The following is a 26,384-nucleotide window of genomic DNA, read 5'->3' on the forward strand; positions in this document are numbered from 1 at the left end:
GAAATGAAATACAATTATCTTAATCGATGCATGATATGCTCTAGAAAGGGAGATAGGATTGAAGTTGGATTTGGAAGGGTTGAATGTGGATTCCTTGATTCAGATGCTTAAGGCATCATTTTCATTTGAGAATTGGGATGCCATGATTGAAATTGCAGATAAGCTTCACGAACAAATTTCCATCATATATGAAAACAATAGTAACCTCATAAGAGGTACTAAACTGAAGCGGAGTATCCCCTATTATTTTGGATATAGCTCATGCGCAAAAGGTATAGCACTACAAAAGTCCGGTAAGTATGACGAGGCAAAACTATGTATTCAGAAGTATGCTGACCTGGGCTGGATAATAGGTTTAGATGAAGAGGGTATTTATGAAGTCGAATATTACCGCAATATTGCAAAAGCCAATTCATACGTTATCGATCTGCTGGAAGGCAAAATGGGAGTGCTACATAAATACGTTGAGTTTATTAGAAAAAGTGATGATGAAGAATTATTGCCGGGACTCATTACAATCTTAGAATCTTCGATAATACATGATTATTCCGTTGATTGGATTCTGAAGGAATTCAAAATCAATGTTGATGACATAGGAGAACATGAGACTATTGTAAATATCAGATACCATGAGGATTACATTTATTTGCTGGCGATGTATTACTATAAACAAGAGAATATGTACGATACAATCAACACTATTCTAGAAATCTTGTTATTAAGCATCAAGCTAGACGATGATACAGGCTTCAAAAAATCAGCAGCGCTCTTTGAACTCCTTAGAGACCACGCCGATCAATCACAACTCAAAGTGCATCACAACATCATGAAAACAATAATCGAAAAAGAGTTTACCAGGTCCTTCAGCTCGCGAATCGAGTTCAGTAAAATACACAGTTAAGCATCACGGAGGTCGTCGTTGATTGGAATATAAAGTTGATTATTAAAAAGGAGCGGTTCTCCGGTTAATGGAGGAATCACTCCTTTAGGGTGTATTGGTCCCGGTTCAGTCCGCTCCGCTCGATCCGATGCATTCTGGGGATTTATCCTTATCCCATTCATTTCGCCAAATTCGCCCCATCTGGTGACATCCGCTCCATCCGCAACATTCTAGGGCATTTATGCCTCTTTTTTCGCCACTTCCGCTCGATCCGCCACTTTCTACGGGATTTATCCCGCTCATTTCTCCACATCCGCCCGATCCGCCACATTCTACGGGATTTATACCGTTCATTTCCCCGCATCCGCCCGATCAGCTGCATTCTGCGGGATTTATCCCGCTAATTTCCCCGCATCCGCCCGATCCGCTGCATTCTGCGGGATTTATCCCGCTCATTTCTCCATATTCGCCCGATCAGCTGCATTCTGCGGGATTTATCCCGTTCATTTTGCCACATCCGCCCGATCCGCTACATTCTGCGGGACTTATACCGTTCATTTCCCCCGCATCCGCCCGATCCGCCACATTCTACGGGACTTATACCGTTCATTTCCCCCGCATCCGCCCGATCAGCTGCATTCTGCGGGATTTATACCGTTCATTTCCCCGCATCCGCCCGATCGACTGCATTCTACGGGATTTATACCGTTCATTTTGCCACATCCGCTCGATCCGCTACATTCTGCGGGATTTATACCGTTCATTTCGCCACATTCGCTCGATCAGCTGCATTCTGCGGGATTTATCCCGCTCATTTCTCCGCGTTTTGCTCGATCCGCCACATTCTAAGGCATTTTTGCCTCTCTTTTCGCCACTTCCGCCCGATCAGCTGCATTCTGCGGGATTTATACCGTTCATTTCCCCGCATCCGCCCGATCGACTGCATTCTACGGGATTTATACCGTTCATTTTGCCACATCCGCCCGATCCGCTGCATTCTGCGGGATTTATCCCGCTCATTTCCCCGCATCCGCCCGATCAGCTGCATTCTGCGGGATTTATACCGCTCATTTCTCCGTATTCGCCCGATCAGCTGCATTCTGCGGGATTTATACCGTTCATTTCCCCCGCATCCGCCCGATCGACTGCATTCTACGGGATTTATACCGCTCATTTCTCCGCGTTTTGCTCGATCCGCCACATTCTACGGGATTTATACCGTTCATTTCCCCGCATCCGCCCGATCAGCTGCATTCTGCGGGATTTATACCGTTCATTTCCCCGCATCCGCCCGATCCGCTGCATTCTGCGGGATTTATACCGTTCATTTCCCCGCATCCGCTCGATCCGCAACATTCTGCGGGATTTATCCTGTTCATTTCGCCACATTCGCTCGATCCGCTACATTCTACGGGATTTATCCCGCTCATTTCTCCGTATCCGCCCGATCAGCTGCATTCTGCGGGATTTATACCGTTCATTTCCCCGCGTTTTGCTCCATCCGCCACATTCTAAGGCATTTATGCCTCTCTTTTCGCCACTTCCACTCCATCCACCTCATTCTAAGACATTTTCGCCTCTCTTTTCACCACTTCCGCTCGATTCGCCATATTCTACGGTACAACTCCCGCTCCCTTTTCGCCGCTTCTGCTCCAGCCGAGGTCTATCTGCCCGCCCCAGCATAAAGTTTTTTCACTCCCCCTCAGAACCTCGCTTAATAAAATCACTTAATAAACCTGAACCCATTAAGATTCAATAAATATCCGCTAGAACCGGTAAATTTTAGATATACATTATGCGTGCCGGTGGCGCCGCTGATTGCACATGTTTTAGTCACCCAGGTCTGCCAGCCGCCTGTTCCCGCTACCGGACAAGTTCCAACCAGAGTTCCAGTTGAGCTGTCCAGTCTAATTTCGATAGTTCCTCCCGATGTACCGCTCGCTACTCTTGCTTCGAAACTTGTGGGTCCGACGCTTCCAAAGTTAACATTATTAAACGCGATATAATCGCCATTCTCTATATAGCCGACATTCTGACCGCCTTCGGAACTCGCTTCATTTTTCACACCAGACATGCTGGTATAACGTTCTGCTTCGATCGTCGAATAGGCATCATAATAATTTGTTTTTAACCACTCCGCAGTGTTCCAAGAAACTTTTGAGACCCCGGCATATTGATTTACTGTGGAGACAACGCCAGATAGAGGAACTGTTTTATAAGCATAAGGCAATTGCTCGTTATACCCATAAGTGAATGTAAAAGGTGTAGATGGCGGGTTTGATTTACTCATATTTTCAATTCCGACTATTGATGATGACCAAGCCCACTGGCCAATGGTTGCTTTGTTATTCCAATTCATTCCGTTAGTAAAGGCATTAACACCATTATTATCCCAGCTGCTGCCTGTATAGGTTGTTCCGCTACTAGTTGTTACTGTAGAATTTACAATTAAACTATGGTTCATCGCATCCTTAAACAATACGTCAAAAGGTGCATTCATATTAGCAGTATCATCCCCTTGAAGCTCCGCACCAATCAGCGGTTCATTAAAAGCATTATAGACATTGGTGTCCCCCGCTATAGAAGCTCCATTTCTGGCGTTCATTCCACGCGATAATTTATCATGGCCATATTTGGAGATTGCAGTAACGCTGTCGAGTACATTCTGATGTGTAGAGTTATCAAAAGAATTATTAAATAGATGCCCGACTCCTTGACGAATCATTGGCAGACGCGACCCAACATTTGTATAACGATTGTATGCTAAAGTTAAGCGAAGTCTTTGATTTCCATCTTTAATTTCCACACCGTTAGAACCCACATAATTCGTATAATCCTTGTCACCCGATCCTACCAAATGAACTTTGGAGTGATAGGCGGCATAAGCCATAATTTGATTTTTTGTAGCCCCTTCGTTACGCATTTTATAGTAAAGGCTGGTGGAGGAGTTCAGTGATCCTGTTGCATATTTTTGCTCCATATATTCAATTGACTTATAAATAGAGCTACTAGTCGCTGGATTTTGAGCTGCCGCTAGACCAAATTCGTTCCAAGAATAAGTTACATTCGTTGAACCATTTTCCATATCAATCATTCCATCCGCGGCTATCGAAAACTTACAGTGGTCTACCCATACATTGTTTGCGCCATTTACCTTGATAAAAGTCCAGCCTACCTCTTTGTGCTCACCTGTATCATCCCATTGCCACATTTCATCAAAATTGAGATTTCTAATGACAATATCATTCACTGAGCTCTGCAATTTTAATTCTGCGTGTTTAATAGTTTTACCTGAAGCTGAAAAAATCGTTAATCCATCAATATTGGCTATGCTTAATTTGGATACACCGGAGGTTATTAAGAGTGGGTTCGTGAATCCGTTTGATGGATCAGGATATTTTGTAACAAAGCTATATTTTGAAATTTCAGTAGAATTTAGTGCTAATTCAGTCCACCCTAAGTTTAGATTATCTGTAACTTCAATAACTTTTACAGCACCACTGCCTGCATCCAAGATTGCTTGTAAAAACTCTCGGCCACTGCTGACCGTTCGATAATATGAGGTACCTGCATAACTGCTTCTATCTTTTACACCTAATGATGCAAAACCAGGAACTGATAAAAAACTGCTGTCATAACCCTGCTCAACCTTAGACGCGTTAGGAATTGTATTTACCGCTGCCGCCTCTGCTTTGCCTGCTAGATTAGAACAAGTTAAAGTCACCAATAAACTTCCCAGCATTAAACTACGTAGCACTTTTTTAATCATTTGATCCGATCCCTCCTACTTATTTTAGTGAAACGACCCTACCTGAATGATCACCCCCTTTAATGAAAGCGCATCCAATTATGATATAAAAAGATCCCCTCCGATTGACTGTGATTAGACTCATCTACCATGAGGTCTGTTTCCACTGCCTACCAGAGGGGAATCCTACAAAACCATTCCTTGTTGCCATGCAATTCTATCTATACTAAATTTGGATCGATCATTCGCAGCGTTCCGTCCGCATTATACTTTAATTCAGTAACCTTCACACAGCGCTTATGGCTCACACCGTCCGACAAAGAACTATCATGATAAAATAGGTACCATTTGTCCCGAAAGTTCACGATGGAATGATGCGTTGTCCATCCGATCACCGGGGTCAGAAGTGTGCCTTGAAACGTAAATGGTCCCAGCGGATTGTCTCCAATGGCGTAGACGATTTTATGTGTGTTCCCTGTAGAATAACTGAGGTAGTATTTCCCCTCGTATTTATGCATCCAAGGACCTTCAAAAAATCTTCGTTCTTCATCGCCTGCCAGAATAGGACGTCCTTCAGTATCAATGATGGAGATTTCCATTAATTTGTCCTGAAAGGACAACATATCCTTGCTTAGCTTTGCCACGCGAGGTCCCAATGCAGGTTCGTGTGGAGCCGGCCCTGTGCCATCAGGCATGTAGGTATCCGTACTCCACTTCTCCAGCTGCCCCCCGCGAAGCCCTCCTAAGATCAGATAAACCTCGTCGTCATCGTCGTTGAATACGGCCGGATCAATGCTGAAGCTTCCCTCCATGTAATCCGCCTCCGGCGTAAAAGGTCCCGCCGGTGAATCCGCTGTCGCCACACCAATCCGAAACACCCCGCTGAGATCCCGCGCCGGAAAATAAAGATAATATTTGCCGTTTCGGAAGCCAGCGTCTGGAGCCCACATTTGCTTGGATACCCACGGGACATCCTTCATATGGAGTATTTCACCATCGTCTACGAATTCTGCTGACCTATCATCCATAGTTAGAACATGGTAATCCTCCATAGCATAATGATCTCCATCTAAGTTGTTGGGAACGCTGATTTCAAGATCGTGAGACACATAAATATATAGTTTATCCTCAAAAACATGAGCCGACGGATCAGCAGTGTAAATATGTTTTACCAGAGGCTCATTTCGCTTCGAAACATTCAGCATAAGCTTCTCCTTTGTTTTGGGGTTATTCGGTTACTTGGTTATTCACTTACTTGGTGATTCGGAACCAATCGATATCAAGATATCCTCCATTGCCGGAACCTACGGCAAATAGACCTGTCTTAGCTCCCACCCAATGTCCTTCTATAGCTTGAAATGACTCTACAGGTACGGAAGTGAAGTCTGTACCCTCCAAGCTGTAGCCGAAATGGCAAGTCGCATCCTCTAATACCTCGACCCGCAAGAAGAGACTATCCGTGTCTATCAAAGGATATGACCACATTTCTGTCTCTCCCGTATCATCTCCTTGCATAAGCGATAGGGCTAGCGTCCCCTTCAGTTCTTGATCCTCTAATCTTCGTACCACCAAGCAACAATAACGATAACCAAAAATCATCAAACCTCCGGACTCCCCTATTCCCAAGCCCGAAGGGTCAACCTTGCAGGCTGCTGTAAACGAAAGTGCTGGGAATTTCTGCAGCAAGAGCTGCGGACTATGGTATAGCCCTTTGTTGTCTACGGGTTTATGTTCAGCATTTAACCGAAGATAGCTCTCTCTTGCCTCGAGACTATACCAAGACGATTTGGGGTTAGACTGCCACTGCCACTGCAATCCAAGCGTTGAAGACTCGAAATCGTCAGAAGTTGCAGGCACTGACACTGCGTATGCCTTCCCGACCTCAGGCTTTCGGTAACGTATCACTGGCACTCCAGCTCCATCGCTTGCTTGAAGCTCTCCCATCAAAGGCCAGTCATCTACCCAACTGACCGGCTGCAAATGAACGACCCGGCCATAAGGTCCTTTATCCTGGAAATGGATAAACCACGATTCGCCCGAATCCAGCTCCACTAGTCCGCCTTGATGCGGGCCGTTTACTGAGGTCTGCCCTTGTTGCAGAACGATTCGGTCCTCGTAAGGGCCCCAGATGTTTCGGGAACGGAACACTGTCTGCCATCCGGTTGCCACGCCCCCTGCCGGAGCAAGGATATAATAATATCCGTTGCGCTGGTATAACTTTGGTCCTTCCAGAGTCGGATGATTTTCGGTTCCATCATAGATAATCCGGCCTTCGTCCAGCAGCCCTTTACCGTCAGCGGACATTCGGCACAGCCGCAGCTTGTGCTTAATGCCGCTGCGGCTCTTCGCATAGGCATGAATCAAATACGCCTGTCCGTCCTCGTCCCAGAAGGGACAAGCATCAATTAAGCCTTTGCCTGCCTGAACCAGATGCAGTGGCGTCCATTCTCCGGCAGGGTCCACCGCCGAAGTCATCATGATGCCGACATCTGGATCGCCATAGAAGACCCAGAACTTCCCGCCATGGAATCTTAGGCTAGGTGCCCAAATGCCATTGCCATGCTGCGGACGGTCATACCCCTCCAAGTTCATCTCCAGCACAGCATGATTGATGATTGCCCAATTGACTAAGTCCTTCGAATGCAGGATCGGCAATCCGGGAATGTGCCCGAAGCTAGAAGCGGTCATATAAAAGTCATCACCGACGCGAATTACGTCCGGGTCCGAATAGTCCGCATGCAGGATTGGATTGATATAAGTTCCGTCTCCCTGATCTGAAACCCAAGGCTCTGCGTATTCTCCAAGATTCATGTAGTAATCCTCCCCATGTCCTTTTCCTTTTTATCCTTTGACCGAACCGCCTGTCAGACCTTGAATCAGATAACGCTGAATAAACATAAAGAGCACAATAGGCGGTATCAATCCAATAATGCTGCCTGCCGCGAGCGATCCATACTCTACACTGTACTGGCCGATCAAATACTTCAGTCCGATTGGGATCGTAAATTTGGACGCATCTGTCAGGAATGAGAAAGCAACCAAGAACTCATTCCAGCAGCCGATAAAGGCGAACAGCGCAGTCGCTACGATCCCCGGCAGAATCACTGGCGTAATGATCGTGAACAAGACCCGGAATCTTCCTGCTCCGTCGACCATAGCCGCTTCGTCAATTTCCTTCGGAATACCAGATACAAACCCTTGCATCAACAGCGAGTTGAACGCAACCTGTGAAACGATATAGAACAATATGATCGCAAAAGGCGTATTCATAATCCCCATGCTCTTAAAAATCAGGAACAGCGGGATGACGAATAAGATTACCGGAAGCATCTGAGTGCCCAGCATCATAAGCATAAAAGCATTTTTTCCAACAAATTTAAATCTGCTCAAAGCATAGCCGTTAAAAATCGACAGCAATGTAATAAAGATCACCGACACCGTACAGATGAAAAGACTGTTTACAAAAAATCTCGAAAAATTGTTGACACTCCACACCTTTATGAAATTATCAAACGTAATTGGATGCGGAAGGTAACGAATCGTGGAGCTGATAATATCATTCTCATGCTTAAGGGAAGTTGAGATGTCCCAAAGAAAAGGCAGCAGGACAAACAACAACGTAACAGTCATAGGAATATAGAACAAACACAAAGTGGTTAAAAAACGTTTAAGCTTACTCATTTTGGCCACCTCTGCTTAATTTCATATAGACGACCACAAAAATCATTAGAACAGCGAAGGAAAGGACCCCCATAGCCGAACTATAGCCATAATTCCCGTTCAAAATTGCCGTCTGGAACATATAAATCGGGAGAGTGGTTGTCATATTCATTGGACCGCCGTTTGTCATCGTGAAGATCATATCGATAGAGTTGAACTCCCAGATGGCTCTTAGCATCGTAGTGAAAATAATACTTTCCTTAAGATAAGGCAGGGTAATGGAAAATAACTTTCTTGCCTTTCCGCAACCGTCGACTTCGCAGGACTCGTAGACTTCTTTCGGAATAGACTGCAAGGAAGCAAGCAGCGCGACTGCGAAGAACGGAATCCCTCTCCACAACTCGGCCAGTACAACCGAACCGAATACGGTATGGGTGTTCGACAGCCAAGCGATATTCTCGTGAATAATCCCTAACCTCTTCAAAAGATCGTTAATGACTCCGATATGCTGGTTGTACATGAGCGACCACAGCATTGTCGTAAGAACGCCTGATACCGCCCAAGGAATAAGCACGAGCGAACGTATAACGCCTCTAAACCGGAAGGCCTGATTAAGCAGCAGGGCCACACCTAAGCCGAACACGAGCTGAAGAACGACTTCAATAACCACCCACTTGATGGTTATCCATAGAGAGCTTGGGAACAGATCGTCATGGAATAAAATCTGCTTAAAGTTACTCCACCCGGCAAAACCGTCATCCATCGGCCGAGTCAAGTCATAGTTCTGAAAGCTTAGTTGGAAGACTTGTAAAATAGGGTAGAACATAATGACCGCCATGAGAACGACAGTCGGGATGATCAGAACGTAAGGAAATATCCTGTCGCTGCCGATCATCTTGTTTTTTCTCTTGGACGTTCCCGTCACTTGTCCTGTTGCTAATTGTTGTTTCACCTTCATGAAATAATCACCTCAATAAGAATAATAGGCTATGCATGAAGCTAGCTAAATAATATATCTTGCAAAGTTTGTTTGTTTTTTTGAAAATAAAAAATAGCAGCAAAAAAACAACCTCATCCCAATCATTGACTGGAATAAGGCTGTTTGTGAACGCTTTCCAACTATTACGAGCTATGCTGCTGTCTATACTCCATCGGGGTAAACCCTGTATGCCGCTTGAACAAAACACTAAAATACTGGGTATTCACATACCCAATTTTCTCAGCAACCTCATATACCTTTAAATCGGTATGCACAAGCAGTTCAGTAGCTTTATCTATTCGCACTTGGACAATATACTCACAAAAATTAACATCCGTATACTTTTTAAACAAAGTACTGACGTACGATGGTGTAATGTGGACCGTCTCCGCTACTTCTTTTAAGTCCAGATTCTCATTCTGATAATGATTTGCGATATAATCCATAATTGTGCGAAGAATAGCTTGATGCGAATTGCTTGAATATTTGACCTGATCATAGAAAATAATCGATTGATCCATCCGGACATCCTTCATCTGTGTCGCAATCAATGCTTCCTCGTAGGAGACGCCAATATGTTTAAACCCTTCACCAATACTGCCTATACCGATCTTGGCGTGAACTTTGAGATATTGCTCAATCATCACTGTTAAGCGGCGGGCAATAAGCTCGGTATCCTGCTTCAGCTTCTCCGCACCCTCGTTTCGGTAGTTGAACAACAGATTGATCCGGTGGTTATATTGAATCGCATACACCTGAACCCCGTCGCAAATTGCAGATTCTAGCACCTCATTGCAAAGGTTTTTGAGAGTGAACAATAATAGCTCCAGATCGACGGGTTTATTGGGTTTAAGAAACCTTCCGACACCATCCAAGCTCAGAACAGCCATCACGAACACCGAGCCGCAAAACGTTAAATCGAGCAGCTTCGCCTCCCTATCAATCGCTTCCTCATTCCCCGACCCAGAGATCAACTCGCTAAAAAATTGGTTCACGATAAGACCATGGCTTTTTATATCCTTCTCACGTTTTCTCCGCTCTTCCTCCAGTGCGTCAGACGCATTCATGATTGTCCGCAGGATTTTATCGTTATCTTCATACTTTAATATGTAATCAAACGCTTGAAGCTGTAGCGCCTCCTTAGCATAAGAAAAATCATCATACCCCGTTAAGAAGACAATCTTCAAATCTAAGCCATTCTCCTTCACTTGGGCGGCAAGCTTCAGTCCATCCATAAAAGGCATGCGAATATCCGAGAGCAGTAGATCCGGCTTCTCCCTTTGGATAAGTTCCCAAGCTTCCTTCCCGTCCACTGCAACTCCTGCCACCTGAATGTTTCCCTGATCCCAATGAATATTCCTGCGAAGCCCTTCCCTAATCCATTCATCATCGTCTGCAATGACCAGCTTATGCACGATTCGTCACCTCATTTTTCGTATATGGAATCCTTACAGTCACTATGGTATAAACCCCCTCTTCACTATCCAGCCGAATCCCGAACCCGTAGCCGAATTGCAGCGCCAGCCGTCGGTGAACATTACGCAGCCCGAATGTCACTGGAGCCTCTTGAACATTCTGCGCTTGAATAGAAGTATTCATCTCCTGTACCTTCTCTACATCCATCCCTGCACCATCGTCGAAGACTTCAATTATTGCTGCATCCCCGCTTGGCCTTCCTGTTATTCTGATGATCCCTTTTCCCTTCTTGTTTTTGATGCCATGATAGATGGCGTTCTCGACAATAGGCTGCAAGGTCAGTTTCATGATAGGAAGATGCATAATGCTCTCTTCAACTTGAATCTCAAATTCAAAATCTTTCTGGTAACGGATATTTTGAATTTGCAAGTAGCTTTGAACATGCTCAATCTCTTCTCTAAGCGTTATGACCTCCCGCCCTCTGCTAATGCCGATCCGAAAAAAGTGGGCCAGCGCACTAACCATTGTCGATGCCTTTTCCTTCTCACCCAAATCAATCATATGTTTGATAGATCCGAGAGTGTTGTATAGAAAATGTGGTTGAATTTGCGACTGCAATGCTAATAACTCCATTTGCCGCTTCTGTTCCTGTTCATCCTTAACTTGCTCCAGCAATTGGCGAACCGAATCGACCAAATTCTCCAATCCACTGGCTAATACACCAATTTCATTTTGCTCTTTCAGCTGAAAGTTAACATTTAGGTTCCCTTGTCTAAAACTCTTCACTTGTTTGGACAAATAACGGATGGGATTCGTCAGGCTGCTCGCAAAATAGGTTGCCATGATAATAAAAACTACGAGAATAACAGCTACGATTGTAAGCGTTATCGATTTAATCTGGCTTGCCTTGGCTAAGATATCGCTTTCAGGAACGATGGCGGCGAGCTTCCACCCGTTCAGCGATAACGTTGTAAAGTGAATCATCATACGTTGGTCCGACTTGCTGGCCGCCCTTAAATCTCCCTGGTGATTTGCGTTATTACGGATATCGTTCACGATCTCATCGCCGATAGCGTACTCTTTGGATAACGGCTTGGAATACATCACCCCATCTGGACTGATCAGAGCCAGCGAGCCATTGGGACTAATATTGACATTCTGTAAAATGTCGAGCAGATAGGATTCCTTCATATTAATCAGAGCCATGCCACTGACCTCGGAATCAAGATTTCCGATAATTTTAAATACGCTTACAACATTACGTTTCGTGACAGTAGTAAACACTTGATCCTCATGCGTATTCAACCAGTAATAACTGCTTTCTGCATCCTTTTGGTTATATCGGGCCAGCCATTCATTAAGATTCACACCGACATGCCGGGGAATAAAGTCCTTCTGTATGTTGAAGGTCCGGCCATTATTAAACGTGACAAAAATTGAATCGATGACTTGCAAATGATTCCGGTAGGCTTCCTCGAACTGTTTATGAAGATCGATGATATCATCGTAGCGATGTTCTCCTTCGTCTTGTCCATTATCTAATAAAATATATTGAAAAGCCGAATTGTTCTCGATTGACACTAGCTGTTCGAAGATCGTATAAAGCTTGTCGTTAAGAAAAAAGCCCGTTTGCTCGGTCGTATCGCTTAGCAAATAATAAGCGTTTTGTTCGAGCTGCTTAACGGCAGTGAAATAGGAAAAAAAACCGGTAAGCGCAACGGATGACACAAGAATAGGCAAAAAATAAATAAGCAGCTTAATTTTGATTGGGCTTCTAGAAAGATACGAGAACATGTATTTCCCCCAAATGAATTCGTTTCGGATTCTCCTCTTATAATAACTCCTAGCTCGAAGAGATGGGTTTGTTTTTTATCAAACCTTGTTTGTTTTTATTCAATTTCTCAAAAAAAGAAGACGAGCCCCTGATTGGGACTCGTCTGTGGCTACTTTATGGATGTAGAATAAGCTGGGCTAACGCCGCAAGATCCACAATATCCAAAAGACCATCTTTATTCAGATCATAAATCTGATATCGGATCCAATCCGTATGTGCGGAGCTTATACCGTAATGAGCGGACAGAATAGCCAAATCACCGATACTTGCTGGATTGGCCGAGCTCAAGAAAGTTGCCAGCGCCGCATCCAGATCAATGATTGCCTGCTCCACAGAAACCTTAGTTACGTTCGGATTATTCACGACCTGCATAGCTTTACCGATTGCATTATTAAGCTCATTCACTACCGTCTTCGTATATTGCCCCCATTTACTGCCAATAGTGGCGTAATCGGATGTTGCTTGTGCTATAGCAATCTTTAATGCCAGAGCCGATTTGTCCGAGGCGCCGTCTAACCCATCCATAGCCAACTGCAAGTTCGAGGCAGCTGCATTCACCTGATTCTGTGTAGCTTGCGATCCAGCAAGAATCACTTTCGCAGAGGTTAGATAGGTTTGCAAGATTAACCAAGTGGATGGATTGTATTGATCTGCCGTAAGGCTCTTCGCTACATCAACCCTGCTGGCCAGGACCGTTTTGTCTATCATGATCTTCATGCCATAGATCGTATTAGATAGCTTTGATACCGTTTCGCTCCCATCGGCAATCAAAACGGGGTGCAAATGAAGATAGGCCGTCGTATCGCCGGCATAGTTCAGGTTTGATGAATGCCAGAGCATTTTGAGCATGTCTCCGCTTGGAAGGATACCAGCTCCAGTGCTTGCGAGCTTGATTGTGATTTTTCCATTCACCTCATCCTTATCGACGGATTCCACTCCCCATTCATCCGCTAAGCATTCTACCGAATCGTAAAGAATTAGGTCCGGGTCATATTCAAACGTCAACTCTTGACCATAAACAGCAGTGCTGACACTTTCTGTAACGTAATCATTATTTAAGCCATAAACCAAACCAAATTGTTGGCCGGCAAACGTTGTTCCTTCTCCCATAACCGTAGCATAGGGAAGACTTAAGGAGGGAGCATTTACAATCGCGCTGACCTCGTTAGAGTTATCGCTCTCACCTCCAACATTAACTGCCGTAATCACATAATAATAATTACCAGCAGTAAGATCGGCATTGTCCAAATAAGTGCTGTCCGTGACATTGGAGGCAATGGTTACATACCCCTCTGAGCTATTTACGCTTCGCTTCACTGCATAATAATCAGCTCCGGCAACCTCATCCCAGCGTAGCAAGATTTCGGCCCTGCCCGTAGTTGCACTTACGTTTGCGGGTGCTTTAGGAATCTGAATGGAACCCGGATTAGAGACCGTAATAACTGAAGGACTTATGCCTGAATCCAAGTGAAACGGTATCCCCGCCTGCGAAAAATCCGTATCCTGCAATAGGATATTACTAGCGAATCCCTTCAAATGGATAAAGGTGCTTGTGCCAGGCGGACAAAGAACGTCATTCAATAAAATATCGGCTGCATTGTTCATGGTATAGAGGGTTCCGTTCGCCGGAACGATCTGAACATGATTGAATTGAATATCAGCCGTATTACTGGACACGAATCCAGTTTGAGTCGACATTTTTACATTGGTCAACTCCACATTACGCAGAGGCACATTGGCCAGTGCATCGATGGACACTGCTTCCGAAGCTCCGTCCACCGTAACGTTACGAATGTGGATATTTTTAACCTCTGGAACCCGGTTATCGACTCCCAGCTGTGCATTATCCACTGCTTCGCTGTGCCCCGTATAGAAATCATTAATGGATAATGCCGTATAACCAATATTCTGCATATGGAGACCATCGATATAGATATTCTCAATAGGACCACCACCACCAACAAAGCTTTTAATATTGATCCCATTATCCGTTCCGATATATTGATTGTTGCGAACCGCAAGGTTATGAATGCCTCCGGATGTGTTACTTCCGATAGACAATCCGCCATGGCCACGAAAAACAATGTTGTCGGCAATTACGACTTCGGACAAAGCGTTTGTCGGACTCGGGTCATAGCTGGCCTTCATCCCGATTCCATCATCTCCGGCATTCACCGTGTTGTGATATAAAACAACATTCTGCGAAGAAGTGACATCAAGACCGTCTCCGTTCTGGTACCAAGCGTCGTTATTGACCGTTGAATTACGGATCACCAGATTCCGAATCTTCGTAAAGCTAGTCGCAAATTGTGGTGAATTCATAAAGGTAGGTCCATCGACTAACACATTGCTGCTATTATAGATGTCGACCATGATAGGACGATATACCCCAACAGCTTGTTGAGACGGATACCAAACACTGCCGTTATCGGTCAACACTCCGCCCAAGGACAACAGATAATTCCACTGCGTGGTTGTGACCTTGCCCTTCTTCACATAACGCCAATATTGCCCATTGCCATCGATAACACCTTTTCCTGTGATCGCGATGTTGCTGAGCCCCGATGCCGCCAGCATCGGTTGATATTTTGCATTCACCAAATTGAAGTCATCATAGTCGGGACTAAATTGAATGAGTGCACCAGCCTCTACATGCAGATCAATATTACTTGCCATTTGGATACTTCCTGTCAGCCATACACCAGCAGGTACGACGACACGCCCTCCACCTGCCAGTGTAGCCGCCTCAATTGCCTTTGCGAATGCCGCCGTATTTTTGGTTATACCATCTCCAACAGCGCCATAATCTTCAATATTAAAATCTACGTTTGGAAATGTTGGAAGCGTAATCGCTGGCATATCGAATGGCAGATCTTTTTGATACGTTTGCAAGTCATCCCCGCCCGTTACAACCCCCACGGAATCCGCGGATTTGACGCTAACCTTCGCAGTCGCCTTTACATCGGTGCCCGTTACAGTTCCCTGCACAGTGAAGTTCCCCACAGATGCATACTTAGCTGGATCGATTGAACTCCACACGACAGCCAATGCTTTCTCCGATCCATCCGTAAATTGAACGGGAACGATGCTTGGCAAAAATGGAGCTACCCCCTCAAGGCTATAAAGCTCCAGTGTCGGTATGTTCGATAGGGTCTGTCCCGGCAGCATGGTGGAATTCACAACTTCTATGGCTAACAGAATTTTAGTACCGGAAGCGAAAGTGAAAGTTAGTGTATTTTTTCCAATCGGCAACTGAGACAAGAAGACATCACGAAGAGTATAAATACTTCCATTGGCAGTGTAATCGGTCCCCTTATTCAGTGCATGGGTTCCGAGCATAATTCCCGTCATTGTGTCTCCCGAACGTTTAACGGATACAGACAGATCCGCTTGATTCACATGATTACGATCAAATTTCACCGGAGCTGAAGACAAAGATACTTCAGTTGAATAGACGCTCTCTCCATTGGCATTCACAGCAGTTACTACATAATAAAAAGGAGCTCCTGTGTTCACAACCATATCCGAATATTGAACCTTATCTTTCACTCCCTCCGTCAAGCGGAGCCAATTCAAGTTGTAGCTCCCCGTTACGGAATAAAGGCGTAAAGTTTGATTCCCAGCGGGAAGATTGACATTCACACTGACCGTTGTCCAGCTCTGCCAATCACCGGTTTGCGGAATATCTACGGTGCTCAGCACGCTGCCATTCCCACTCTTTAATTGAAGCTGTTTACCGCTGTCCGGAGCAGAGACGCGCAGATCCAAGGTGTAGAATCCACCCGCAGGAACCTGTATCGCGTAATCCATCCAATCTCCCGGATCGATATAACTGACATTTAGACCTCCGCCTTCATCACTCGTATTCTGAGTTTTGACACCGTACATCGCTGTCCAATCCTCACCTTGGATCGTTGCCAGCGGGGAAGTGGATGACGGAATCAGATCGGATGCAATCGGCAAGTAAGGACCACCCGCTTCGCTTCCGCGATAGACACGATAAGAACTTGCTCCTTCAACCGTGTTCCACGACAGAGCTACGGGAGAATCGCCTAATGTCGCATCAACACCGCTCGGGAAAGTCACACTCAGTCCGGTTGGAGAAGCAGGCTGCTGTTCATTCTGTTCATGCCCAGGAAGCGTGCCGAACAGCGTAGGATCCCACCCATCCGCTCCTTTCAGCACATTCTGAACGGTGTATTGATTGGCTTCGTCAGATGTCAATTGGCTCGACCAGCGATAGCGGCCCTTCGCATTGGCACCTGGTCCCGAAGAGTTGTATTCACCATACCGCGCCGTCGATTCGTTAGAAGGATTTCCCCAATTATCCCAACCTACTGCTTTGATATGCGCATCCATCCAGGTATTAATGTACTTCACGTTGGCGTTAGCTCTCCAAGGTCTACCCAGATCTAGCGAACCGTTAGTAGCAGCCAGCTTAGTGCCGATATCCCATTCCGGTCTCCAAGGATCATGAGTCACCGATTCCTTCAAAGAAGAAGTACCGCGGGTCAATCGCGAGTTCATGAAAACATAGCCAAACTCAGCTTTCTCATCCGTAGAGGCTGCCGTCATATGACCGCCAAAGCCACCAACGAACTTAATCTCCGAATCGTAGAAATAAGCCGCAGCATTCCCAAAGATCCAGTCGACGTCCCCTTCAATTATGCATCGGTTAAAGTACTGTCGCCCGCCGTTTGCATACAAGGTATCTTGGAACCCTGCCAGATAAACGTTCGTAAAAATTGCTCTGTCGCCCGTTACGTTAAGTGCGACTGCGGGACCTACATTTCCCCTCTCAAACGAAGTATTGCGAATCGTCATATTTTCTGCCGTAAAGTCGCTGGCAGAAACTAACAACGTGTGGCTGTTTCCAGTACCTATTCCGGAATTAGCATAATCGTCATAGGTCAAAATCGTTCCGTCTCTGCTTTCACCAACTAAACTAACTAATGGCTTAGAATTCGGAACGGCTACCTTTTCATGATAGATACCGTCTTGGATATAGATCACCCGCCGGGTCGAATTCCCAGTTGGAATCGAATTCAGAGCATCCGTAACGGTCGTATAATCTCCCGTTCCATCCTTCGCAACTACAATTACTTTAGCTGGAGTGGCGATTTGGATCAGGCTGTCTGCTCCCGAGCCCCTCGCATTAACAGCAGATACAACATAATAATAGGTCAGACCGTTTGTTATGCTGTTGTCCAGATAGTTTGTTTGGGTTACGCTAGCGATCGTTGTAAAGGGTCCCGCCAACGAAGCCGCCCGTTTAACGAGGTATGAATCAGCCTCAGCAACCTCGGTCCACTGCAAGTTAACCTTGCTAACTCCCGCTTGTGCTGTTACTTCATTCGGCGAAGAAGGTACCCCCTGCTGGAAATGAACCGGAGATACGCGTGCTTGATCGGAATTCATACTTTCCGTCTGAGCGCTTAAGGCAGATACAACATAATAATAATTCGTTCCGTTGTGTACGGTGCTATCAGTAAATTCCGGAGCGGTCAGGTTGCTAGCCACGACCGAATACGTTCTCCCCGATATTACACTTCGCTTCACTGAGTACGAGGAGGCTCCCGGCACAGGGTTCCATGTTATATCCACGCGGGCATTACCAGGAACAGCAATCAATCCAGCTGGTTTCGCTAAAGGGGCAACTGGAGAAATCTTAGCGGAGACCGAATTTTCGCTTAAGCCACCCGCATTTTGAGCTTGAACGGTGTATTCATATACCGTTCCGTCAGTCAATCCGGCGTCGTTATATTGGGTTGCCGTCAAATCCGACGCGATGACCGAATACTTAGTCCCTCCGTCATCCCTTCTGAGCAAATGGTATTGCTCCGCACCTTCGACAGACTCCCATTTCAGGGTCACTTGGCTGTCCCTTGCTATTCCCGTCAACCCTGTCGGAGCAGCTGGTATGTCGGGTAGCAGAATTGGCGTGATGGCTACTTCCATGGAATTTGGGCTTTCGCCGGAATCGGTTACTGCACTGACGACATAATAATAGGTTTTATCGTTCATCAATTTGCTATCTACATACCGGTTGGAATCCATGTTCTTAATCAGCTCGTAGGGCCCGCCAGTTGTTTCACTACGCTTCACATTATACGAAATCGCTCCGGTAACCGCCGGCCAATTAAGCATCGCTTGTGTATCACCAGCCTTGCCGGTTACTCCTGTCGGGGTCGAGGCTGATAATACATCAGTGAACATCATCCAGTTAATATTGAAGTTGCCGGTATTCGTCGTGATGCGCAGGGTTTGCGGACCCGCACTCAGATTTGCCGACACACTTACGGTCGTCCATTTTTGCCAACCGGTCGTATTTGGCACATAAACCGCTGCCAGAACAGTTCCTCTGCTATCTTGCAATTGAAGCTCCTTATCTGAATACTTCGTAGCAAGACGAAAATCTACGGTGTAGATTCCTGCGGAAGCCACATTTACCTTGTATTCCAGCCAATCTCCGGCTTCAATATTGCCCACATCTAAACCGGCTCCAGTATCCGTGGTTGCCTCGTTCTGAACCCCTTGCATGCTGTCCCAGTTCTCGGCTTCAAGCTTGCCCGGAATCGGCTTGCCATTCTTCGCCCAATACGCCACCGCAATTGAAGGTTTCAGCCCTTCCTCCGAGGTGTGTGCTTGTATACACTGATATTCCAGATCATTATAGATGACCCAATCGTTGATCGTATAAGTGGTATTCGCCTGCCAGCTGGCAGCAGCGGCCGCAGCGGTTCGCGGAGAATAACCATATAAAAGACTCATTATCATCGCCACGATTATGGCTATAGCCGTTACTTTTCGGCTTATGGTGTCTTCTTGCCCCCAGGGTGCGGTCCTGTTCATATCTTCTTCCTCCTTAGAATAGAAGTGCACGAATACTATCAGAGGTTATATATGTTGTACATTAACACAGCTGCTTCCGCTCGTGTCGTCGTAGACTTAGGCTCGATTTGGCGGCCATTCCCGTGAATCAAACCCGCTTTCACTAGACTTGCGACAGATTCAGACGCATAGGAAGAAATCTTCGCAACATCGCTGAACGGTTGAAGCACGGATGTATCTCCACCTGTAACCTGTTGACCTGACGCCTTCAAGACTCTGGCGGTTAGGACCATCATGTCCTCACGGGTGATTGGCTCAAGCGGTTTGAACAAGTTGTCTCCTGAGCCTTCCGCAATGCCAAGTGCCCGAGCAATGCCAACGGCCTCGTAATAATAAGCTTGGGATGGGACGTCCGCGAAGGTATCTCCAGCTTTTCCGCTCAGTTCTAGCGTCCTAACGAGCAATACCAAAAAGTCGGCTCTAGTAACAGCTTGAGATGGGCGGAATTCTGTATCGGACACACCACTAATAATTCCCTTGGAAGCCATAACCTCGATCGGATTTTTAGCCCAAGCCACAGACTCAAGATCCTTAAAGGATTTATTCGTATAACCAATTGCATACATGCTGAAATGTGTAGTCTTAAAGTTGACGCGACCGGACTTCGCATCATATCTACCACTAGGAACCGAAGTAAGTTTCCCTTGACTGTCTACATACCACACAACGATATGCTCTGGATTAAGCAGCTCTTGTGCAGTAGGAACGTAGGGGATGCTGACTGTGACCGGAGCTTGGCGATTATCCCAGGTTATGGTCTTGCCACCCGACGTTAAAGTTAATTGTATGACGGGATGGTTGCCGATTTGGTTTTGCACGGACGGCTGCAAGGATTTAGGATCAACACTTGTGATATGAAGACTTATTTGTTCATTGGAGGTAACCCCAGCTTGCAGCATATTATCAGGGAGAGTGAGGTTAGCCAGTGGTGTTACAATTTCAATTTCCGCCTTTTTGACATCATTGGATATAGCCGAAGTTGGAATCGTCTGAACGTACTCTTTTGCCCCGGGCTTCGACTCGACTTCAATGATTACTTTTTTTACTCCTTTGTCGTTGGCGGTAGTTTGGTTAAGAGCTTTCTGCAGTGATTCTAGATCCACGGTTGATTGAACCGATTGTGCAGCTGCGTCATAACGAATCACCGGTTTGATCGTAGAACCGTTGACATTACTCGGAGTTGTAGGCTGGATCGAACTGCCGTTTCCTCCCGCTCCGTTATTACTATTGTTGCTGTTGTTTCCATTGTTACCGTTATTGCCGTTGTTTCCGTTGTTGTCATCGATACTAACAATATGCGCGATCGCCGATGCATCAGGGGTGTAGTTAACCGCAGCCAGCTGCGAATCTACTAACTTCACACGGGATAGAACGATTTTGACATCGCCACTCTCAAGCGCTTTGAAAGTAACTGTGGCCAGTTTCAGATCTCCGTTCTTGCCAGATTTCTCCTCAAGCTCTGTATGCGCTAGCCGCACGCCGTTATTCGTCAATAGGGCGTCAATGTTGAAGCCGCCCTCGCCTGCTGTGTAACTCACGAACTCCAGCTTTGAGCGATCATAGGTCAGATTCAACTCGTACGCGTACAAATCCGTCATTAGGTTCGCTGCAATCTCAACAGTAAAGGTACTGTTGAGGGTAGGACTTTCTTTTGATAACACAGTTTGGAAGTTGGGTTCACTACTAGCCTGCGTTACCACAGGTCTCGCTAGAAAAAAGACAAGGAGCATAAGCATCGCGATTCTGAGTTTAGCCATTTCGATTCATCCACCCTTTCAATAGCAAGATAGGAGAGAGCGCCGCTGCCGTTAAGTCAGCGCCCTCCAGATTTAGCAAACTTAATTTGAAGTGATTTTACGGGCCATTCCAGCCAGATCGACGATGTCGATCTGCTGGTCTTTATTCAGATCATACCTACTTACCTCACTCCAACCGTTATCACTTGAAGTGATGCCATATTTGGAGCTCAGAAGAAGAAGATCATCCATGCTGGCCTCGAGATTCATCGCTGTAGCGAGCTTTTGAAGTGCAGTAGACAAATCTTGAGCCGCTAGATTCACTTCCTCTTGTGTAGCATCGCTGTCGTTTAAGACAACGGTTGCGTTCGCAATGGCATCCTTAAAGATAGCAATAGCTGACTGCGAATATTGCCCCCAAAGTGTACCCATCGATGCCGACGCCAAAGTGCTGGCGGCTTCGTGAAGGATAGACTGGAGTGCTGTTCTAATGACATCTCCCGAACCTGTATCAGTCACAGTAATGTTAACCTGATAAGCAGTGCCTTCCACAGAAGATTCATTACCTTCGCCATCGCTCATAATAATGCGGGTCGCTTCTAATGAAGCAACCGTCGCTTCCGTTACATCTTTTGCAGTGAAGTGAAGTTGAAGAATTCTCGGCAAATCGCCGCTCATGCCAACCCCTGGGGTTGTGCTTGCCATGAGAATCCGTGTTTGTCCCTCATTATCAAAGGAATCGATGACACGAATTCCATCCAGCAAGGATTCCGCTGCCACGAACTGAATTTGCTCAGGATCGTAGTTCAGCGTCAAATCCAAGCCATATACATCACTTGTAACACGAGACATGCCATATACGACTTCAAAGGACTGCCCCTTCTCCACAGAGCCCGGTCCGGTTAAAAAACTTCCCGATCGAACAGTAACTTTGGCTTCGGCCTTTAACTCCGTGCCATAGACAGCGCCCGTAACTGTAAATCGCCCTTCTACCGCATATAACTCAGGGTTGATAGCTTCCCAAACGACAGGCACTTGCTTCACTGTTTCATCTGCATAAACAGCGCCTACAACTGTTGGCAAAATAGGAGCCACACCTACTGGTGTCTCAACATGAACTGGCAGAAGCGATTCGATTGGATTGTCGGAAGCGAGCTGGGTAGGATCCCAATCCTCTCTCCCGTTGATCGCACTCGTTGCGCTGAAAATACTGTGCAATGTATACGCTTCGGCTTCCGTGTCCGTTAATTGATGGGTCCAGTTCATTCTAGCCTGCGGATTTGCTCCCGGACCAAAGCTTTGATATTCACCGTAATATGCGGTTGCTTCGTTTTTTGAATTGCCGAAGTTGTTCCAGCCACTTGGAGCAATGTGATCTCCCATATAGCTGTTCAGATATACAGTCTTCGCATATGGACGCCATGGTCTTCCCAAATCAACAGCGGATATAGACGAAAGCAACGCTTCGCCGGTCACTTTGCTGTTCAGGAATACATAGCCATACTCCTGTCCCTCAGGAGTGGAAGCTGCCGTCACATGCCCAGCCAATCTGGAATGAATCTCGCTGTTATCAAAAACAGCAATACCCGGACCAAAGATAAAGTCTACCGAACCCGAGATGAAACAATCCTTGAAGTAGGAACGATAGGATTGAATGGTTGCATTATTGGCATAGTTGTTAGGATCCGCGTTATCGGTCAGATTGCGGGTTAACAGTGTATCCTGATAACCGATGATGTTGCAATTTTCGAAAAAAGCTTTATCCGCATATACGTCGACGGCAACGGATTGACCTGCTCCGGAGCCCGAGGAATTAATGACCGTTAGATCCTTGGCATAGAAATCATGGCCTTTAATCATGAGCGTATAATCCGTATAAGTGCCCAAACCTAACGAGGTACCATCCGGGGCCGTTTTTTTCGGATTATCATCGTAGGTGAGAATCGTTCCATCCTTGCTCTCACCCATTAAAGAGATGTAAGGCTTGGTATCTGGAATAAGAACTTTCTCATAATACAAACCGTTTTTCACAAAAATAATGATGCGATTGCGGTTCTGGTCCGGGACTGCATCGACAGCAGCTTGGATACTTTTATAATCCCCGCTTCCATCTGCGGCAACGACGATAACCTTCGCGTCTGGAGCGATATCAGACAGAACATATACATGCGCAGTAACCGGTAGGTCCGACCCTTGTACCGTACCCATAACCTTGAACCCGTCAATATTTGTATCCGCATACAAGTCTGGAGAGATGGGTTCCCAGGACACTGGCAGAGATTTGGTCATTTGATCATTGAAGATCGCCGTTACGTGATCTGGCAAACTCGGTGCGATGCCCTTCGCAGTTGTCGCGATGACAGGCCGATAACCGGTCATGCCAGCCGAAACCACTTCCACTTGAATTTCAGCTCTTGCTGAATATCCCGTTACTGTACCCTGTAAAGTGAATGCTCCTATCTGCTGATATTCAGACGCCGGAACTAAATCCCAGATTACCGGAGCATAACTTACCGCTCCATCCTCTCTCAAAATCGGCATCTGATTCGGCAGATTAGGCTTCGTGCCTAATGCGGTCGTTACCTGTAAGGACTTATAGCCAACAACTGTTTCTTGTCCTGTTATGGTGATTGGCATCAATCCGATAATCGCTGTTCCGTCATTCATCGTCGCTGCGACGATGACTTTACCATTGCTATTAGCGGTCAGTACTCCATTATCGTCGATAGTAGCCACATCTGTAGGGGTCAGATCACTATTATAGACAGCCCATGTAACCTGCGAAGTTTCTCCCGTAGTTTTGGTGGCACTAAAGGTTAAACGCCCTCCTTTATCGGAGATTGAATTCGTCGAACCTGAGTGTGTTAGCTGGATTCCATAACCGCTGGTAGCTTCCTCAGAAGCACTAATGTACAGATTATCCAAGTAAACTTGAGATGCCACTGTCGTATTATTATTAGGCCCTATGGATTTGAAGGTGCTAATATCCGCCATCGCCAGGGTTGAATCATAGAATGGCTGTTTGCTTAACACCTTCGTTCCGTTGTAATAAACATCCACAAGCTTGTTTGGAAAATCTACCACAGTCTTGACTGTAAACCACTTATCAAGCGGGATCGCAGGAATGATGATAGGAGATGTTTTTCCGTTGATGACATAACTTAATGCTCCCGAATTCTCAGTGTTTAACCAGACGGCTACTTTACCATTCGATCCGAGCAGCTGAAATACCCGATTATTCGAGGTAGGTTTGTTCGCATAAGTACCGTTCGGCACACCGTTCGTTAAGTTGGGAGGGGCCGGGAACTTCATATGCACTTCTGCCGATAAGGTTCCCGTCTGCGAACCAAAACCACGGGATACACTTACATAACCGCTATCCTGGTCATTAAGGAAAATACTGTTCGGATTCAAATCTCCGTCCGCCGCAATAGTGATCAGACCCGGGGCATAGCTCGAAGCACTCCAATATCCGCCCGGCGTATCCCCGGCTTTATATTCAGTGAAATCCTCGTGAACCGGGAAGGCTTTATCAGTTACGACCACACCATCCTGAACGATATTCGCACTGTTCGTAGCGCTAATTCCTTTGGGCAAGCTGCTATTGGTGAAAAAGATATTCTCCGTGTAGGCTAATTGAGCTTTAGCAAAAGCACAATTAATGAACTGCAAATTCTTCAAAGCGTTATCAGCTGTTGAAGTGGAGGCTGCCCCTGTCAACGAAATAATGTTATCCGTTCCAGAGATATCGTTGTTCCGCAGGTTGGTAAACCGGAAATTACTCATGTCCGGTGGGTAAATATCAGGAACAGGAAGCTTGTCATAGTTGGAATTCAGATCAATCTTGTTGATAAGCGAATCCCTCACTTGAATGTTCCGAATGTAGCCGCCCCGGGATGTGCTTGTTTTGATCTTAAAGCCCGGTGCCACAGTGTTCGACTTGACGTCGAGGGGAATCAGATTGCAGTCTTCCACGTAGATGTCGCTTATTCCGCCAGACATCTCGCTTCCGATAACGACCCCGCCGTGTCCACCACTAAAGGTATCTCCGCGATAATAAATAAATCTGGAGGGTCTGCCGATATCCCGGCCTTCTTGATTGATCCCGGATTTAATTGCACTGCCGTCGTCCCCGGTTTGAAAGGTAGAATTCAAAATGTAAACGCTCTCGGAAGAATTCGGATTAAAGCCGTCTCCATTATGTTGCGTGGTGTTAATATCGAGGTTATAGGCGGTGATGTCTTTGCTGTATACAGGTACTACGGTCCACATCATTCCATTGCGGATTTTCAATCCATCGATATAGACATTGTGTGCGTTATTAAAAGATAGCAGATGTCCACCACCGTAGGTTGTTCCAACTTCAACCTTGTCGTTATCGTATTCCTCACGCAGCTTCAAGCCGCTCTCCTCGTCACCAATTGTTCCGGGTCCAAGGAATGTAATATCAGTTACACTATAATCATCGTACTTGTCATGATCCATAACTCCGGCGTTAAATAAACTTTGATAAGCCTCGGGTTCCTCAATACTGTGTCTGGCCGTTACGAACGGCAAGAAGTCAGCCTTGTGTGAACTAGGCATCACTTGAGCCCCTGCATCTACAAATACAGTCATATTGCTGTGCAGGAACAATCCGCCAGTCACATACTTCCCGGGTGGAAAGTATAAAGTGTCTCCTGGAGTAACTGCGTCAATCGCGGTTTGAATTGCCACGGTATCCAATGTGTTGCCATCTCCGGATGCTCCATAATCCTTAACATTAAACCTGATGCCCGTCTTTTTAGTTGTGATTTGGACCGTATTGCTATCTAAAGATTCGTTGCCAGATGTATCCTGGGCTCGTACCGTGTAGGTATATGTCCTCTCTGGAGTTAATCCTAAAAACTTATAGTAAGTTTTGTCCGTCGAACCAACCCGGGTTCCATCACTGTCATAAATATTGTACTTAGTAATGTTGGAATAAAATAGAGGTTTCTCCCATGCTAACACTACGGTTGTATCCGTATTAGAGGCAGGTGCCATTCGTAAATCCGTCGGGGAGTAAATATTAGCCGATAAGGAATCATTAATGTTCGCAGCGGCATAAGCCGTGTTGGTTTCTCCGGCAAAGGCGATTTCAGGTACGATCGGGATGAGCAATAAAGCGCATAATGCAATAAGGACACTCTTAATTCTTTTCATAACTTACCTCCTGTTCATTTGCAGGTGATGAAAACGCTGTCAATTAGTGGCATTAA

Annotated in this window: 14 protein-coding genes; 1 reads left to right on the forward strand and 13 read right to left on the reverse strand. The window is 45.9% G+C overall.

All coding sequences use genetic code 11. The features are described from left to right. Positions 1-58 precede the first annotated feature (58 nt). Positions 59-901 carry a hypothetical protein gene (locus tag NYE58_RS26935; RefSeq protein WP_076278197.1) on the forward strand — a complete coding sequence of 281 codons (843 nt, stop codon included), beginning with the start codon at positions 59-61 and terminating at the stop codon, positions 899-901. Positions 902-1,006: 105 nt separating this feature from the next. On the opposite strand, the gene NYE58_RS26940 is transcribed toward NYE58_RS26935, so the two are convergent. The 13 genes from NYE58_RS26940 to NYE58_RS27000 form a co-directional block, all read right to left on the reverse strand. Further along, positions 1,007-1,234 carry a hypothetical protein gene (locus NYE58_RS26940; protein WP_341003472.1) on the reverse strand — a complete coding sequence of 76 codons (228 nt, stop codon included), beginning with the start codon at positions 1,232-1,234 and terminating at the stop codon, positions 1,007-1,009. Positions 1,235-1,691: 457 nt separating this feature from the next. Beyond that, a complete protein-coding gene (locus tag NYE58_RS26945; RefSeq protein ID WP_341003473.1) occupies positions 1,692-2,054 on the reverse strand; it encodes a hypothetical protein in 363 nt (120 codons plus the stop codon). Beyond that, complete coding sequence (locus NYE58_RS26950) at positions 2,051-2,269, reverse strand: hypothetical protein (protein ID WP_341003474.1); 219 nt, start codon at positions 2,267-2,269, stop codon at positions 2,051-2,053. Before NYE58_RS26950 ends, NYE58_RS26945 begins: the two co-directional genes overlap by 4 nt. Before the next feature lie 334 nt (positions 2,270-2,603). Next, positions 2,604-4,649 (reverse strand): carbohydrate-binding protein, encoded by a 2,046-nt coding sequence (locus NYE58_RS26955; RefSeq protein ID WP_341003475.1) that lies wholly within the window; start codon positions 4,647-4,649, stop codon positions 2,604-2,606. Positions 4,650-4,849: 200 nt separating this feature from the next. Continuing rightward, complete coding sequence (locus tag NYE58_RS26960; RefSeq protein ID WP_076276793.1) at positions 4,850-5,833, reverse strand: glycoside hydrolase family 43 protein; 984 nt, start codon at positions 5,831-5,833, stop codon at positions 4,850-4,852. Between the two features lie 46 nt (positions 5,834-5,879). After that, the gene (locus tag NYE58_RS26965; RefSeq protein WP_076219247.1) at positions 5,880-7,439 is read right to left on the reverse strand and encodes a glycoside hydrolase family 43 protein; all 1,560 of its coding nucleotides are present in this window, start codon (positions 7,437-7,439) and stop codon (positions 5,880-5,882) included. Positions 7,440-7,469: 30 nt separating this feature from the next. Next, complete coding sequence (locus NYE58_RS26970; RefSeq protein ID WP_076128910.1) at positions 7,470-8,309, reverse strand: carbohydrate ABC transporter permease; 840 nt, start codon at positions 8,307-8,309, stop codon at positions 7,470-7,472. Next, positions 8,302-9,246 (reverse strand): carbohydrate ABC transporter permease, encoded by a 945-nt coding sequence (locus NYE58_RS26975; protein ID WP_076128908.1) that lies wholly within the window; start codon positions 9,244-9,246, stop codon positions 8,302-8,304. Before NYE58_RS26975 ends, NYE58_RS26970 begins: the two co-directional genes overlap by 8 nt. Before the next feature lie 164 nt (positions 9,247-9,410). Continuing rightward, entirely contained in the window at positions 9,411-10,682 is a 1,272-nt protein-coding gene (locus NYE58_RS26980; protein WP_076219246.1) for a response regulator, read from the reverse strand. Next, positions 10,675-12,477, reverse strand: coding sequence for a cache domain-containing sensor histidine kinase (locus tag NYE58_RS26985; RefSeq protein WP_076219245.1), 1,803 nt, complete (start codon positions 12,475-12,477; stop codon positions 10,675-10,677). Before NYE58_RS26985 ends, NYE58_RS26980 begins: the two co-directional genes overlap by 8 nt. 154 nt (positions 12,478-12,631) lie before the next feature. Beyond that, on the reverse strand, positions 12,632-19,369 hold the full coding sequence (locus tag NYE58_RS26990) for a pectinesterase family protein (RefSeq protein ID WP_341003476.1): 6,738 nt from the start codon (positions 19,367-19,369) through the stop codon (positions 12,632-12,634). A 38-nt stretch (positions 19,370-19,407) separates the two neighbouring features. Continuing rightward, complete coding sequence (locus tag NYE58_RS26995) at positions 19,408-21,165, reverse strand: S-layer homology domain-containing protein (protein WP_341003477.1); 1,758 nt, start codon at positions 21,163-21,165, stop codon at positions 19,408-19,410. A gap of 81 nt (positions 21,166-21,246) precedes the next feature. After that, positions 21,247-26,328 (reverse strand): pectinesterase family protein, encoded by a 5,082-nt coding sequence (locus NYE58_RS27000; RefSeq protein ID WP_341003478.1) that lies wholly within the window; start codon positions 26,326-26,328, stop codon positions 21,247-21,249. Positions 26,329-26,384 lie beyond the last annotated feature (56 nt).

This window comes from Paenibacillus sp. FSL L8-0708 (assembly GCF_038009325.1).
Lineage (GTDB): Bacteria > Bacillota > Bacilli > Paenibacillales > Paenibacillaceae > Paenibacillus_AQ > Paenibacillus_AQ odorifer.